This is a genomic window from Naasia sp. SYSU D00057 (assembly GCF_017916505.1).
GTDB lineage: Bacteria > Actinomycetota > Actinomycetes > Actinomycetales > Microbacteriaceae > Naasia.
In genome coordinates, this window is sequence record NZ_JAFMSZ010000001.1 from 368218 (window position 1) to 382647 (window position 14430).

Consider the following 14430-nt stretch of genomic DNA (forward strand, 5'->3'; position numbering starts at 1 on the left):
GCGGCACCTCCTCGATCACCGGGGTGGACGGCGCCTGCGGCGCCTCCTCGGGCACCGGGGTCCGTCAGGGGAGGTCGGGCTCCTTCGGCTCCCAGAGCTGGATCTGGTTGCCCTCCGGGTCGGTGAGCGAGGCGAAGCGGCCGTTCGGGTACTCCTCCGGGTCGAGCTGCACCGGAATCCCCGCCGACTCGAGCTGCGAGCGCATCGCGTCGAGGTCGCCGACGCGGAAGTTGATGAACAGCTGCGAGCCGGGCGCGAAGAGGGCCGCGTCGTCCGTCATCGGCGCGAAGATCGTCGGGCCGCCCGTCTGCTCCCAGGGCGGGTCGGCGTAGCTCTGCGGCGGCGGGAGGACGCCGAGGTGGGCGGAGTACCAGCGGCTGAGCGCGTCGGGGTCCTTCGCGCGGAAGAACACTCCCCCGATGCCGGTGACCTTCTCCATCGCACCTCCTCCGCGGAGGCTACTCCCGGCCTCGGACAACCGGAAGCGGCCGGACGCGCCGAGCGTCAGCGGCGCGGCAGCAGGATGCCCGCGACGAGCAGCGCGGCGCCGAACAGGGCCGGCACGAAGCCGAGCGCCTGCCCGGGCAGGAACGAGACGAGGGTCGGGAAGACGTACGCGACTCCGAGCAGCATCGCGATGACCAGAGCGATCGCACCGCCGCCCTTGCGGCGGCCGGACACCATCAGCGCGGCGCCGACCAGACCGCCGAACACGGCGAGGAGGTTGCCGGGCGCGTAGAGCACGTCGACGGCCGCGAAGATCGACAGCACCCGGATCAGCCAGCCGACTGCGGCGAGCCCGAACGCGATCCGCGTCGGCCCCTCGGTGGTGACCGCGAGGAGGGCGAAGCCCGCCGTCATCGCGGCGTGGAAGAGCAGGTTGAGGAACCACCCGTCGACCGCGAGGCCGATCACGGGCGAGATGAAGGCGAGCACCAGCAGCGCCCCCGCTCCGGCGAGCAGGTAGCCGCCCACCTGGGTCTTCGGTGCCTTCGCGCGCGCCACGGGGGTCTCCTTCACGAGTGGTCTTCCATTCAACCTGGCCGCGGCCTCCATCCCGGTGATTGAGCAGCGGACCGGAGGTCCGCGTCTCGCGACCGCCCGACGTGTCTTAGTGACTGGGAGGCGGCTGGGTCCAACGGTGCAGTGCGTGGTTTCGAGACGCGCTCCGCGCGCTCCTCAGCCAGCGGAGGTGGTCACCGACTCGGGCCGTCAGCGGCGGGGGTTCCAGCGGCCCTGGGCCACCGCCGGCACGAAGTCGTGGAAGCCCTCGCGGAGGTCGACCGTGCGGCCCGTCTCCGCGGACGCGTACGCCGCCATGAGCAGACGCACCACCTCGACGCCGTTCGCGAGCGACTCGGCCGGCTGCTCGCCGCGCAGGAAGGCGCGCGTCATCGACGCGTTCTCGGCGGTGTAGCCGTAGGTGACCGACTCGTCGGAGACGAGCGGCATGAGGCCCTGCTCGGCGTTCTGCTTCTCGACCAGGTCCTCCCCCTCCGCCTGCTGCAGCCGGCGGGAGAGGAACACCTTCGACTCGGTGTCGAGCGTGTCCGACTTCATCGAGTACTCGGGCCCGAGCAGCTCGAACGAGAGCCGCAGGCCGGCACCGACGTAGCTCCACGAGGTGGTCGCCTCGACGACCACCGGCTCGCCGTCGCCGTTCGTGAACTCGAACACCGCATGCGCGTAGTCCTCGCTGGGCTCCTCCCGGTAGTCGACGACGCCCGGGTAGGCGTCGAGCAGCTCCCGCGCGTACCGGTCGCGGCCCCACTTCAGCGACGCGATCGTCGCGCTCACCGAGACCGGGGTGAGCCAATCGGCGGGATCGGTGCCGGGCGGGGTGAGGAGGTACCGGCCCGCCTCGACCGAGTGGCACATCATGTCGCTGAGGACGCCGCCGCCCTCGGTCGCCGCGTTCCAGAACCAGGTGTTGTGCGGGCCGGAGTGCTCCTCGGCGGCACGCGCGAGGTACGGCGAGCCGGCGGCCGGGGCGCCTCGGGACCACAGCAGGTCGTGGGCGCGGGTGATGCCGGGCGCGAAGACCTGGTTCTCGAGGTAGCCGTGCAGCAGACCGGCGCCGACCACGAGCTCACGGATCTCCTCCGCCTCCGCCACCGTGCGGCCGAGCGGCTTCTCGATGGCGATGGCCCGCAGCTGGGGCGCGCGTCCCGCCCGCACCTCCTCGGCGATGGCCCGGATGACCTCGAGGCGCGTGAAGTTCGGCGTGAGCACCCAGACCGCCTCGACGCGGGGATCACGCACCAGCTCGGCGACGTCCGCGTACGCCGCGACGTTCTCGCCGACTCCGGACGCCTCCGCGGTCGCCGCGAGGTCGCGGGCGGCCTCGAGAGTCCGCGACCCGACGGCGACGATGTCGCCGTCCCGCACGCCCTGCCAGGAGCGGACGTGGAACGAGCCGATGAAGCCGGCGCCGAGCAGGCCGACGCCGAGGGTGGTGCGCGAGGGCATGGAGGACCTTCCGGGAGTGGCTACGACCTCAGCTTGCGCTGGCGACCGTAGAGGGCGAGCAGGACGAGCAGGATGACGCCGTTGACGATCGTGCGGTGCGACGCCGGCATGTTGAGCGTGGTGAGCAGGCTCTGCAGGACGGAGAGCACGATGGCGCCGACCGCGGATCCGAGGTAGCCGCCGACGCCGCCCGCGATGAGAGTGCCGCCGATGACGACCGCCGCGATGGAGGGCAGCGTGTACCCGTCGGCGAGGTTGAGGAACACCGACTCGGTGTAGCCGAGCAGCAGCAGACCGCCGAGCACCGCGCAGACCCCGGACGCCACGTAGGCGCCGATCACGGTCGAGTTCACGCGGATGCCGGAGAGCCGCGCGGCGGTGCGGTTGGAGCCGACGGCGTAGAGGTTCCAGCCCGGCCGCGTCCGCCGCAGCACGAGCGTGACGAGCACGATGAGGATGATCCAGACGAAGAGCACGCCGGGGGCGCCGAGCAGCCAGCGCGTGTTGACCAGCTCGGTGAGGAAGGGCGCGGCGCGGCCGGCCGCCGCTCCCCCGGTGTAGGCGAGGATGATGCCCTGCACGACGCCGAGCATCCCGAGCGTCATCACGAACGGCGGGATGCGCAGGTAGACGATGCCGAGCCCGTTGACGAGGCCGATCGCGGCCCCGACCAGGAGCGGGATCAGGATGCCGCCCGCCAGGTTGGCGTCCGTGCCGTCCATCACGCGCGCGCCGACGATCGCGCCGAGCGTGGCGACCTTGCCGACGCTGAGGTCGATGCCGTCGCCGCCGGAGAGGATGACGATCGTCTGCCCGATCGCGATGATCCCGAGGAAGCTCGAGATCCGCAGCATGCTGATGACCTGGTTGTAGGACCCGAAGCCGGGCGAGACGATCTGCCCGATCACGACGAGCGCGATCGCGATGATCGACGCGATCACGACGGGGTTGCGGACGACCGAACGCAGCCGGTCCGGCATCCCGGCCCGCTGGGTGGTGGCGGCGGTCATCGGACCACTCCCTTCCGGGTCGTCAGCACCGACAGCGCGAGGGCGGCGATGATCACGAGGCCGCTCGCGAGCTCCCGGAACGTGGTCGGCACGTTGAGGAAGAAGAGGACGTTGGTGACGAGCGCGAGGATGATCGCGCCCGCGATGGCGCCGATGGCACCGCCCCGCCCGCCGCGGAGCGCGATGCCGCCGAGGACGACCGCGGCGATCGAGTCGAGGGCGACGTCCGCGCCGATGAACGGGTCGCCCGATCCGGTGTTCGCGAGCACGCCCATCGCGGCGAGTCCGGCGAGCGCGCCCGCGGTCACGAAGGTGAGGATGCGGACCGCGACCACGGGGACGAGGGAGGCGTACGCGGCCTGGGCGTCACCGCCGACCGCGTAGACGTGGCGCAGGAACTTCGTCCGGGAGAGGACGAGCCAGATCAGCACGGCGACGAGCACGCACCAGACGGGCACCGGGATGCCGGCGAACGCGAGCCGGAAGCCCTGCGTCATCGCGGGCGGCACCGCGCCGCCGGGACTCGGCAGCACGACGAGGGTGATGCCGCCGAACACGGACGCCGTCGCGAAGGTGACGATGAGCGGCTGCAGCCGGACGACGGCGGTGAGGAGGCCGTTGACGAGCCCGCACGCGGCGCCGGTGGCGAGGGCGGCGAGGAAGCCGACGCCGATGAGGGCGTCGCTGCCGTTCATCACCTTGAGGGCGACCACGCTCGACAGCGCGACGATGGTGCCGATCGACAGGTCGAGCCCGCCGCCGATCACGACGATCGCCTGCGCGACCGCGGCGAAGACGAGCGGCACGAACGTCGCGAACGTGCTGGTGATCGAGTAGAGCGTGAAGAAGGTGGGCTGCACCATCGCGTTCACGAGGACGACCGCGGCGAGCAGTCCCCAGGTGACGACCGAAGCGACCTGCACGCGGCGGATCCAGGCGACGGCGCGACTGCTCGCCGCGCGGTTGTCGACTCCCAGTGTCATCGGTCGCTCCCGTCCGGTGCCGCGGCGACCGTCTCGTCGACCGTGCCCTGGTCGCCCTCGCCGATCAGCAGCGCGGCCGCGACGAGGCGATCGGAGGTGATCTCGTCGCCGACGAGCTGAGTGCGGATCCGGCCCTCGTAGAGCACGATCACGCGGTCGCAGAGCTCGGCGAGCTCCACGTCGTCGCTCGAGTTGAGGATGACCGCGACGCCGCTGTCGGCGAGCTCGCGGACGATGGCGTAGATCTCCGCCTTCGCGGAGATGTCAACGCCCTTGGTCGGGTCGTCGAGCAGGACGACCGCCGGCTCGTTGAGGAGCCACTTCGCGATCACGACCTTCTGCGCGTTGCCGCCGGAGAGGCTCGTGACCGGGTCGTCGAGTCCGCCGATCTTGATGCTGAGCCGCTGGACGGCATCGGCGGCGACGCCGCGCTCGCGGCGCATCGAAATGCCGAGGGCCGCGAGGAGCCGGCGGCGCAGGCTGACGATCGAGAGGTTCTCCTGGATCGCGCGCTGCATGAACAGTCCCTGCGACCCGCGGTCGCCCGGAACGAGGGCGAATCCGTTGCCGGTCGCCTTGACGACCGACGTGTTCGCGACCCGGCGGCCGTTCAGCTCGATCTCCCCGGCGCGGATCGGGGTGGCGCCGAAGAGGGCGAGCAGCAGCTCGGACTGGCCCTGTCCCTGCAACCCGCCGAGGCCGAGGATCTCGCCGCGGTGGACGTCGAGGTCGACGTCGGAGACGCCGGGCGCCGTCAGCCCACGCACGCGGAGCACCATGTCGTCGGTCCGCGCGAGCTCGGCGCGCCGCTCGGCCTGGGCGACGTCGCCGACCATCGTCCGCACCAGCTCGGACTCGCTCGTCTCCGCGATGGTGAGGGTCGCGACGGTGCGCCCGGTGCGCAGGATGGTCGCGCGGTCGCAGATCGTCATGACCTCCTCGAGCCGGTGCGAGACGAACACGACGCACGTTCCGGCGGCGGTGAGCTCGCGGATGATCTCGAAGAGCAGCTGCACCTGGTCGCGGTGGAGGGACGCGGTCGCCTCGTCGAGGATCAGGATGCGGGGCCGGCGGAGCACGGCCTTCGCGATCTCGACGAGCTGCTGCTGGCCGGGTGTAAGGGACGACACCTCGGTGGTCGCGGTGACGCCGGGACCGAGGCCGGGGCGCAGCCGCTCGAGGACCTCGTCGATCTCGGCCGCGCTCGCCCGGTTGTCGACGAAGCCGGCGCGGGTCGGCTCGACTCCGAGCGTGAGGTTGCGGCCGACCGTGAGGCTGTCGACGAGCGACAGCTGCTGGTAGACGGCTGCGATGCCCCGCGCGGCGGCATCGCGCGGCTTGCCGATGGTGATCGGCTGCCCGTCCAGCTCGATGGTGGCCGCGTCCGGGCTGACGGTGCCCGCGAGCACCTTGTTGAGCGTCGACTTGCCCGACCCGTTCGGGCCGAGGAGGCCGTGGACCTCCCCGGCCTCGAGCGAGAGGCTCGCGCCGTCGAGGGCGCGGACGCCGCCGTAGCGCTTGTGCACTCCGGTCATGCTGAGCAGGGGCACGAGCCTCTCCTTCGAGGATCGATCAGGTCCGTCGCCGCCCGCTGGGAGGAGCGGACGGCGACGGACTGAGGGGGTGGGCGCCGAGGTTCAGCCGGCGACGAGCGGCCGAAGCGGCGTCAGCCCGCGAAGTACTCGCCCACTTCGTCGGCGGAGAGCACCGAGTCGAGCACGTACGAGTCGGGCTGGTCCTGCACCTCCGCCCACTTCTCGTCGAAGTTGTCGTTGGTGATCGCCTCCTCGAGCTCGAGCACGATGTCGCCGTCGACGGTCTTCGACTCGTCGAGCTCCTCGCCCTGCAGCTGACGGACCGCGAAGTGCAGCGCGGTCGCGCCGGTGCCGGGAGGGTTCACGACGCCGATGCTCTGGAAGCCGTCCGCCTTGAGCTCGCTCCACATGCGCATGTAGCCGTTGCGCGCCTCGCCGCTGACGACGATGTCGCCGGTGCGGTTCGCGGCCTCGACGGCGCGGAGCACGCCCTGAGCCATGCCGTCCTGCGTCCACACGCCCTGCAGGTCGGGGTAGGTGGCGAGCAGGTCGCTCATCGTCTGCTGGCCGGTCGCCTGGTCCCAGTCGCCGTTGCCGACGGCGAGCACCTCGACGCCCGAGCTGTCGAACACGGCCTTCGCGGCGTTCCAGCGGGCCTCGTTCGCGGGGTGGCCCTCGATGCCGTTGACGACGACGATCTTGCCGCCCTCGCCGACCGTGTCCGCGAGCCACTGTGCGCTCGTCTCGGCCCACTTGGCCTGGTCGATGCCGACGTTGAGCACCTCTTCGGTGTCGACCGCCTGGTCGATCGCGTAGACCCGGATGCCCTGGCCGATCGCCTCCTGGAACACCGCGTCGAGCGCGCTGCCGGAGTTCGGGTCGATGATGATCGCGTCGACGCCGCGATTGATCAGGTTGCGGACCTGCTGGATCTGACCGTTGACGTCGGCGTCCGCGTTCTCGAGCACCAGCTCGTCGACGACTCCGTCGGCCTTGTACTCGTTGAACACCTCCTCGATGTCGGCGATCATCTGGGTGCGGTACTCGCTGCCGACGAAGGCGTTGCTGACGCCGATGGTGAAGGGGCCCCCGCTGGCGCCGCCTCCCCCTTCGCCGCCGCCCGTGTCGCCGCCGGTGGTGGGGGCGGTGCTCGAACAGCCGGTGAGCAGTGCGGCGCTGACCGCGAGGACGGCGATGCCGGTCCGATAGCGCATTGATTCCTCCTTGAATCGGTGCTGCCTCTAAATTTTCGATCCGAAAATTTATGCGGATTCTATGAGCCGCTCCTCGACGGCGACAAGGGACGAGTCCGCATCGTTATCTGACTCCTCGAGGAGCGACGAGACGCCGCCCGCGACGTCGAACGCCTGGAAGGCGGCGCCGACCAGGGTCGCCGATGGCACCGCGACGGGTGCGAGCGTCGGCATCTCGATGACGTGCGGGCGGATGCGCGCCACGAGCTCCGGGATGACGTGGTCGCTCCACCGCTCGAAGAAGCCGGCCAGCAGGATCGCCTCCGGCGCGAGCAGGGAGCAGACGTTGACGAGAGCGAGCGCGTACTCGTCGAAGAGATCCTCGAGGGCGGCACGGGCGGCCGGGTCCGCGGCGGCCGCCCGCTGCAGGAGGCGGTCCGCCGCGAGTGGGACGGGCTCGGCGTCGCTCGCGATGCCGAGCCGGCGGGCCCGCTCCGCGAAGGCGCCGATGCCGAGGCGCTTGTCGATGTCGCCGAACCCCTCGTACGCCTGTCCCAGCGACTCGGTCCCCCGGAGCATGCGGCCGAGCTGTCCTGCCGCCCCGGCGGCTCCGCGCAGCAGCCGTCCGTCCTCGACGATTCCGGACCCGACACCGCTGAACACGGCGATCGCGACCAGCGAGCGGACCCGCCGGTGCCAGCCGCCGCGGAAGGCCGCCACGGCGATGAGGTTGGCGTCGTTCTCGACGACCACAGGGACGGCCGTGCGGCCCTGGACGCGGGCCTGCAGGGGGACGCCGAACCAGTCGACGCTCGGCGCGACGGTCACACTGCCGCTCCCGTCGACGGCACCGGGCACCGAGATGCCGACGCCGCGGATCCGCACGCCTCGGCGCTCGTAGTCGCCGAGCGCCTCGTCGATCAGGTCGAGGACCTCGGCGACGCGACCGTCGCCGGCGATCCGCTCGGCGGGGACGCGCCGGCTCTCGATCACGTGCCCGGCCAGGTCGACGAGTGCCAGGTCGGTGGAGAAGTCGGCGACGTCGACGGCGAGCAGGGAGGACGACGTCCAGTTCACCTCGACGAGCAGCGCCGGTCGTCCGCGCGCCTCGGACTGGGATCCGGCGCCCGACACGAGCCCCGCCTCCATGAGGGAGGCGATGAGCCGGTTGACCGTCGCGGGCGCGAGCGAGGTCGCGCGGCCGATTCCGATCCGGGTGAGCGCCCCCTGCTCCCACAGGCAGCGCAGCACCTTCTCGCGGTTCACCCGCGCCAGCTGCGTCGTCGTCATTGAAGGCCTCCGGTCGCGGTCAGCGTAGTGCACCGCCTGCCGCCGGGCGGCGCGTCCGATTCCGCGACGAGCGCCTCGCCGGTCGGGGCAGGCGGGTCAGAGGCGGGTGAGGCCGAGGATGCGGACGACCGCGACGCCCTGCTCCTCCGACGCGGCGAGGTCCACCTCGGCGTCGATCCCCCAGTCGTGGTCGCCGGCCGGGTCGTCGAGGATCTGCCGTACGCGCCATCGCTGCGGCTCCTCCTCGACGAGGAGCATCCGCGGTCCACGTGCAGCCGGTCCCGTGCCGATGGCGTCGTGCTCGGCGAAGTACGCGTCGAGGGCGGCGCCCCATCGGTCCTCGTCCATGCCGTCCTCGGCATCCAACTCGCCGAGCTGGTCGGCGCGGTCGAGCGCCGCGAGCTGGACCCGGCGGAACAGCTCGTTGCGGACGAGCACGAGGAACGCGCGCCGGTTGGTGAGCACGCTCGGCGGGGGCGGCGGCACCACCGGCGCGTCCGGGTCGTCGGCCGGATTGATCAGCCGCTCCCACTCGTCGACGAGGCTCGAGTCGACCTGGCGGACGAGCTCGCCCAGCCACTCGAGGATGTCGCGGAGCTCCTCCCCCGTGGCCGCGTCGGGCACGGTCTGCCGGAGCGCGCGGTAGGCGTCGCTGAGGTAGCGGAGCACGAGACCCTCGCTGCGGCCCAGCTGGTAGAAGGAGACGAACTCGCCGAAGGTCATCGCCCGCTCGAACATGTCGCGGACCACCGACTTCGGCCGCAGCTCGAAGTCGCGCACCCACGGCTGGCCCTGCGCGAACGTCTCGAACGCCTGCCCCAGCAGGTCCTCGAGCGGCTTCGGGTAGGTGATCGCCTCGAGGAGCTCCATCCGCTCCTCGTACTCGATGCCCTCCGCCTTCATCGCCGCGACGGCCTCGCCGCGGGCGCGGAACTCCTGCTGGGACAGCACGGGCCGCGGGTCGTCGAGGGTGGCCTCGATCACGCTGATGACGTCGAGGGCGTGCGTCGGCGACTCGGCGTCGAGGAGCTCGAATGCGGCCAGCGCGAACGGCGAGAGCGGCTGGTTGAGCGCGAAGTTCGGCGGCAGGTCGACGAGGAGGCGCACCTGGCCGTCGGCGACCTGCACGACGCCCGCCGCCTTGAGCGTGCGGTAGATGCCGAGGGCGCGCCGAGCGAGCGCGTACTGCCGGTGCCGGGGCTCGTGGCTGCCGAAGATCAGCTCGCGGACGTTCGCGAGCACGTCGCCGCCGCGCGCGATGACGTTGATGAGCATCGCCGCGGTGAGCTGCATGCTGCTCGTCAGCGCCTCCGGCTCGGCCTCGACGAGCTTGCGGAAGCTCGGCTCGCCCCAGGACACGAAGCCCTCGGGCGCCTTCTTGCGGATGATCTTCCGCTTCTTCTTCGGGTCGTCGCCGGCCTTGGCGATCGCCTTCGCGTTCTCGATCTCGTGCTCGGGCGCCTGCACGAGCACCGTTCCGGCGGTGTCGTAGCCGGCGCGGCCCGCACGTCCCGCGATCTGGTGGAACTCGCGCGCGGTGAGGTGGCGCATCCGCGTGCCGTCGTACTTGGTGAGCGCGGTGAGCAGCACCGTGCGGATCGGCACGTTGATGCCGACGCCGAGCGTGTCGGTGCCGCAGATGACCTTCAGCAGGCCCCGCTGCGCGAGCTGCTCGACGAGGCGGCGGTACTTCGGCAGCATCCCCGCGTGGTGCACGCCGATCCCGCTGCGGACGAGGCGGCTGAGGGTGCGGCCGAACCCGGTGGTGAAACGGAAGCCGCCGATCTCCTCGGCGATGCGGTCGCGCGCCTCGCGGTCGATCACCCGGATGCTCGTGAGCGCCTGCGCCCGCTCCATCGCGGCCGCCTGCGAGAAGTGCACGATGTAGACGGGCGCGCCCGCGCTGTGCAGCAGCTCCTCGACGGTCTCCTGCACGGGCGTCTGGGCGTAGTAGAAGTGCAGCGGCACCGGGCGGTCGACGCTCGTCACCTGCGCGACCGGTCGCCGAGTGCGGCGATGGAGGTCGTCGGCGATGCGGGTGACGTCGCCGAGGGTCGCGGACATCAGCACGAACTGGGCGTGCGGGAGGGTGAGCAGCGGCACCTGCCAGGCCCAGCCGCGGTCCGGGTCGGAGTAGAAGTGGAACTCGTCCATCACCACCTGGTCGACGGGCGCATCGTCCCCGCGGCGCAGGGCGACGTTGGCGAGGATCTCGGCCGTGCAGCAGATGATTGGCGCGTCCGCGTTGACCGAGGAGTCGCCCGTCACCATGCCGACGTTCTCCGCGCCGAAGATGTCGACGAGCGCGAAGAACTTCTCGCTGACCAGGGCCTTGATCGGCGCGGTGTAGTACGAGCGCTTGCCCTGGGCGATCGCGGTGGCGTGCGCGGCGACGGCGACGAGGGACTTCCCGCTGCCGGTCGGCGTGGCGAGGATCACGTTCGACCCGGTGACGATCTCGACGATCGCCTCGTCCTGCGCCGGATACAGGTCGAGCCCCTGCTCCCCCGCCCAGTCGACGAAGGCGGCGTACGCGGCGTCCGGATCGTCGGTCGCGGGCATCCGGTCGAGGAGGGGCATCCCCTGCAGTCTCCCCCATGCGCCGGGGCGCGCCGAATCCGCGTCCGCCGCAGACCGGGGCGGGGAACTGTCCCTCAACAGGCGGAATTCCTCCCGGCAGGCAGAATCGGCCGTCTTTTGCCTGTTGGGGGGATTTCTGCCTGTTGAGGGACAGGAGGGAGGGCGGCGACGAAGGGCTGGCGGCCGCCGTGCCCTGTTCGGGGCCCGCTCGTTCTGGGAGTGTCCGTGGCCGGCGGGCGCTCGATACGGTCGAGGTCCGATCCTGAGAGACCGACAATGACCGTCACCGCATCCGCCACCGCCTCCCGGCACGGCCTGCCCGGACAGCTCCTCATCGAGGAGGTCGTCCGCCGCCAGGACCGGCAGGAGCCTCGCACGCTCGCCGACCGCCTTCTCGGCCGGTCGCCGATCAGCGCCAAGGACCTGCCCTGGTACGTGGGCGCGAAGGGCGAGCTCGTCGTCGGGCGCCTCCTCGACCGGCTCTCCGGCGAGTGGCGGGTCCTGCACTCGATCCCGGTCGGGCACGCCGCCGACATCGACCACGTGGTCATCGGGCCGTCCGGCGTCTTCGTCCTCAACACCAAGCACCACGCCGGCAAGCGCGTCTGGGCGGCCGGTCGCGGAGTGCTCGTCAACGGGCAGCGCCTCCCCTACGTCGTCAAGGCCGAGCGCGAGGCGATGAGAGTCACCGATGCCCTGGCGCGCGCCGGCGTGCTCGGCACCGCGGTGCAGCCGCTGATCGTGCTCGTCGGCGTCGCCTCGCTCTCGCTCCGCGCCTCGACGGAGGTGCCGATCGTGCGCGCCGAGCGACTCCTGCCGTGGCTGCGGTCGCAGCCCGCTCGGCTCGAGGAGGAGGTCGTCGCCGAGCTGGCCCTGCGCCTCCGCCGCCCCGGCATCTGGGCCGACGGCACCGAGCCCGTGCCCGACGCCCGCGCCCGGTTCGCGGCGATCGACGCCGAGGTCGCGCGCGCCGCCGCGGTGCGGAGGATGTGGGCGCTCGGGGGTGCTGCGGCGTCCCTCGGAGCCGTGTATTCGCTGATGACCGCGGCGCTGACGGTGCTCGGCGGTCGCTGACGCAAGTGTCGCCCATGGAAAGGGCGGCAGAAGGCGGGTGGTCGGGATCGAGGGTGCGGTTGCGTGATTTCGAGACGCGCGCCTGCGGCGCGCTCCTCAATCACCGGGGATGCAACGGCCGGTCCACCCCTCCCCCTCGCGCGTTCGCCGGGGTTGACTGGGAGGATGGCACAGGCATGGGTGGCGACCGACTACGGCAGCTTCGACGCGCTCGAGCTCCGCGACGTTGCGGTGCCCGAGCCCGGACCGGGTGAGGTCACCGTCGAGGTGCGGGCCGCCGGGATGAACCCCACCGACTACAAGGCGGTGCTCCGCGGTGGGAAGCGCGAGGATCTGCCGCTCCGGCTCGGGCACGAGGTGTCGGGCGTGGTCACCGCACTCGGGCCCGGCGCCGAGCTCGCGAGCGGCGGCGGCGCGGTCGGCACGGAGGTGCTCGCCTTCCGGATCCCCGGTGGCTACGCGACGTCGCTCACCGTTCCGGCGAAGGACGTGTTCGCGAAGCCGGAGATGCTCGGCTTCCCGGAGGCCGCGAACCTGCTGCTCGCGGGGGCGACCGCCGCCGACATGCTGCGCGCGGCCGAGGTGCGGGAGGGTGACACCGTCGTGCTCCACGGCGCCTCCGGCGCGGTCGGCATCAGCTTCCTCCAGCAGGCCGGGCTGCGCGGCATCCGCGTTCTCGGCACCGCGAGCGAGCGCAACTTCGACGAGGTCCGCCGGTTCGGCGGCGAGCCGATCCCGTACGGCGAGGGGCTCGAGCAGCGCATCCGCGACGTCGCGCCGAAGGGCGTCGTCGCGGCCTTCGACGCAGTCGGCACCGACGAGGCCATCGACGTGTCGCTCGCCCTCGTCGAGGACCGGAAGCGGATCGTCTCCGTCGCCGCGTTCGGCCGCGCCGAGAGCGACGGCATCGTCGTCCTCGGCGGCGGGATGCCGGAGAGCCGGCGCTTCCGGGACTCGGTCCGGGCGGAGCTCATCGACCTGGCCCGGGCCGGCAAGCTCGTCGTGCCGATCGCTCGGACCTTCCCCTTCGAGGATGCGCGGGCCGCGCTCGAGCTGCTCAGCACCGGGCATCCCGGCGGCAAGCTCGCCCTCGTTCGTTAGCAGGAGAACCGACCGTGAGCGCGCCCACCCTGGTCGATCTCGACCTCCCCTCGGAGCTGGCCGGGGCGAGCCCCCGGCTGCGCGGCGCTCTCGGCATCCCGGCGGGCGACGGCCCATGGCCGGGTGTCGTGCTCGTGTACGAGGCGTTCGGGCTGACCGACGAGATGCGTCGCCAGGTCGCCCGGATGGCGGAGGCCGGCTTCCTCTCGCTCATGCCCGACCTCTTCGTCGAGGGCGGTCCCCGCAGGTGCCTGCGCGCCACCTTCCGCGACATCGTCCGCGGCGAGGGACGCTCCTTCGACGACGTCGAGACCGCCCGGAGTGCACTCGTCGCCCGGCCCGATTGCACGGGCCGCGTCGGCGTGCTCGGCTTCTGCATGGGCGGCGGCTTCGCGCTCATGGCGGCGAGGAACCGCGGCTTCAGGGCGGTGTCCGCCAACTACGGCCGCCTCCCGAAGGATCTCGACGCCGCGCTCAGCGGCGCCTGCCCCGTCGTCGCGAGCTACGGGCGGCGGGACCTGTCCCTCCGCGGCGCGGCCGCGAAGCTCGAGGTCGCGCTCACCGCCGCCGGCGTCCCGCACGACGTCAAGGAGTACCCGACGGCCGGTCACGCCTTCCTCGACACGACCGACGAGGACGTGCCCGCGCTTCTGCGCCCCATCCTCGCCCGCGTGCTCGGCGCCGGCCCCGATCCGGCAGCGGCCGCGGATGCGTGGCGCCGCATCGACGGCTTCTTCCGCACCCACCTCGCCGGCGAGCCGGAGGACGGAGCGAAGCCGGCGATCGAACCGCGAGCCTGAACGCCGCGGGGTCGAAGGACCCGTGCCGGGGCGCAGCACCGGGCGGAGGATTGCCGCCGAGGACAGGGAGGTGCGGTCATGCCGAAGTTCATGGACGTCCACGACGGATTCGTCGGCGGCACTCAGGAGCAGCTCATCGAGGCGCACAACGCGGACCTCGCGATCGAGGGCGAGGAGCGGGTCCACTTCGAGAAGGCGTGGCTCGATCCGGTGACGGGCAAGGCCTTCTGCCTCTCGACGGCGCCGTCGAAGGAGGCGGTGCAGCGCATCCACGAGAGGGCCGGCCACCCCACCGACCAGGTCTACGAGCTCAGCATCGAGGTCTGAACGGGCCGACCGGGCCCGGAACGGCGGACGGGCCGCTCCCCCGGAGGAGGAACGGCCCGTCGGGCGCC

13 protein-coding genes are annotated in these 14430 nt (G+C 72.0%); 4 read left to right on the forward strand and 9 right to left on the reverse strand.

The window, feature by feature from the left end; all coding sequences use genetic code 11:
• Positions 1 to 64: 64 nt before the first annotated feature.
• From J3P36_RS01735 to J3P36_RS01775, 9 genes are all read right to left on the reverse strand, one after another.
• Positions 65 to 439, reverse strand: a complete 375-nt coding sequence (locus J3P36_RS01735) for a VOC family protein (RefSeq protein WP_210505542.1) — start codon at positions 437 to 439, stop codon at positions 65 to 67.
• Between the two features lie 65 nt (positions 440 to 504).
• Positions 505 to 1005: a hypothetical protein gene (locus tag J3P36_RS01740; RefSeq protein ID WP_210505543.1), complete on the reverse strand. Its 501-nt coding sequence runs from the start codon at positions 1003 to 1005 to the stop codon at positions 505 to 507.
• A gap of 207 nt (positions 1006 to 1212) precedes the next feature.
• Positions 1213 to 2469, reverse strand: coding sequence for a Gfo/Idh/MocA family protein (locus J3P36_RS01745; protein ID WP_210505544.1), 1257 nt, complete (start codon positions 2467 to 2469; stop codon positions 1213 to 1215).
• A gap of 20 nt (positions 2470 to 2489) precedes the next feature.
• Positions 2490 to 3479 (reverse strand): ABC transporter permease, encoded by a 990-nt coding sequence (locus tag J3P36_RS01750; RefSeq protein WP_210505545.1) that lies wholly within the window; start codon positions 3477 to 3479, stop codon positions 2490 to 2492.
• Entirely contained in the window at positions 3476 to 4462 is a 987-nt protein-coding gene (locus tag J3P36_RS01755) for an ABC transporter permease (protein ID WP_210505546.1), read from the reverse strand. Before J3P36_RS01755 ends, J3P36_RS01750 begins: the two co-directional genes overlap by 4 nt.
• A complete protein-coding gene (locus J3P36_RS01760) occupies positions 4459 to 6012 on the reverse strand; it encodes a sugar ABC transporter ATP-binding protein (RefSeq protein WP_210505547.1) in 1554 nt (517 codons plus the stop codon). The genes J3P36_RS01755 and J3P36_RS01760 overlap by 4 nt, the downstream gene beginning before the upstream one ends.
• Before the next feature lie 116 nt (positions 6013 to 6128).
• Positions 6129 to 7211: a substrate-binding domain-containing protein gene (locus J3P36_RS01765; protein ID WP_210505548.1), complete on the reverse strand. Its 1083-nt coding sequence runs from the start codon at positions 7209 to 7211 to the stop codon at positions 6129 to 6131.
• Positions 7212 to 7259: 48 nt separating this feature from the next.
• Positions 7260 to 8480: an ROK family transcriptional regulator gene (locus J3P36_RS01770; protein ID WP_210505549.1), complete on the reverse strand. Its 1221-nt coding sequence runs from the start codon at positions 8478 to 8480 to the stop codon at positions 7260 to 7262.
• Positions 8481 to 8576: 96 nt separating this feature from the next.
• Positions 8577 to 11060, reverse strand: coding sequence for an RNA helicase (locus tag J3P36_RS01775; protein ID WP_210505550.1), 2484 nt, complete (start codon positions 11058 to 11060; stop codon positions 8577 to 8579).
• Between the two features lie 276 nt (positions 11061 to 11336).
• On the opposite strand from J3P36_RS01775, the gene J3P36_RS01780 reads away from it, so the two are divergent.
• From J3P36_RS01780 to J3P36_RS01795, 4 genes are all read left to right on the forward strand, one after another.
• The gene (locus J3P36_RS01780; RefSeq protein WP_210505551.1) at positions 11337 to 12134 is read left to right on the forward strand and encodes a nuclease-related domain-containing protein; all 798 of its coding nucleotides are present in this window, start codon (positions 11337 to 11339) and stop codon (positions 12132 to 12134) included.
• A 165-nt stretch (positions 12135 to 12299) separates the two neighbouring features.
• Positions 12300 to 13235: an NADP-dependent oxidoreductase gene (locus J3P36_RS01785; RefSeq protein ID WP_210505552.1), complete on the forward strand. Its 936-nt coding sequence runs from the start codon at positions 12300 to 12302 to the stop codon at positions 13233 to 13235.
• A gap of 14 nt (positions 13236 to 13249) precedes the next feature.
• Positions 13250 to 14035 carry a dienelactone hydrolase family protein gene (locus J3P36_RS01790; protein ID WP_210505553.1) on the forward strand — a complete coding sequence of 262 codons (786 nt, stop codon included), beginning with the start codon at positions 13250 to 13252 and terminating at the stop codon, positions 14033 to 14035.
• Positions 14036 to 14113: 78 nt separating this feature from the next.
• Complete coding sequence (locus tag J3P36_RS01795) at positions 14114 to 14362, forward strand: SCO4226 family nickel-binding protein (protein WP_210505554.1); 249 nt, start codon at positions 14114 to 14116, stop codon at positions 14360 to 14362.
• Positions 14363 to 14430 lie beyond the last annotated feature (68 nt).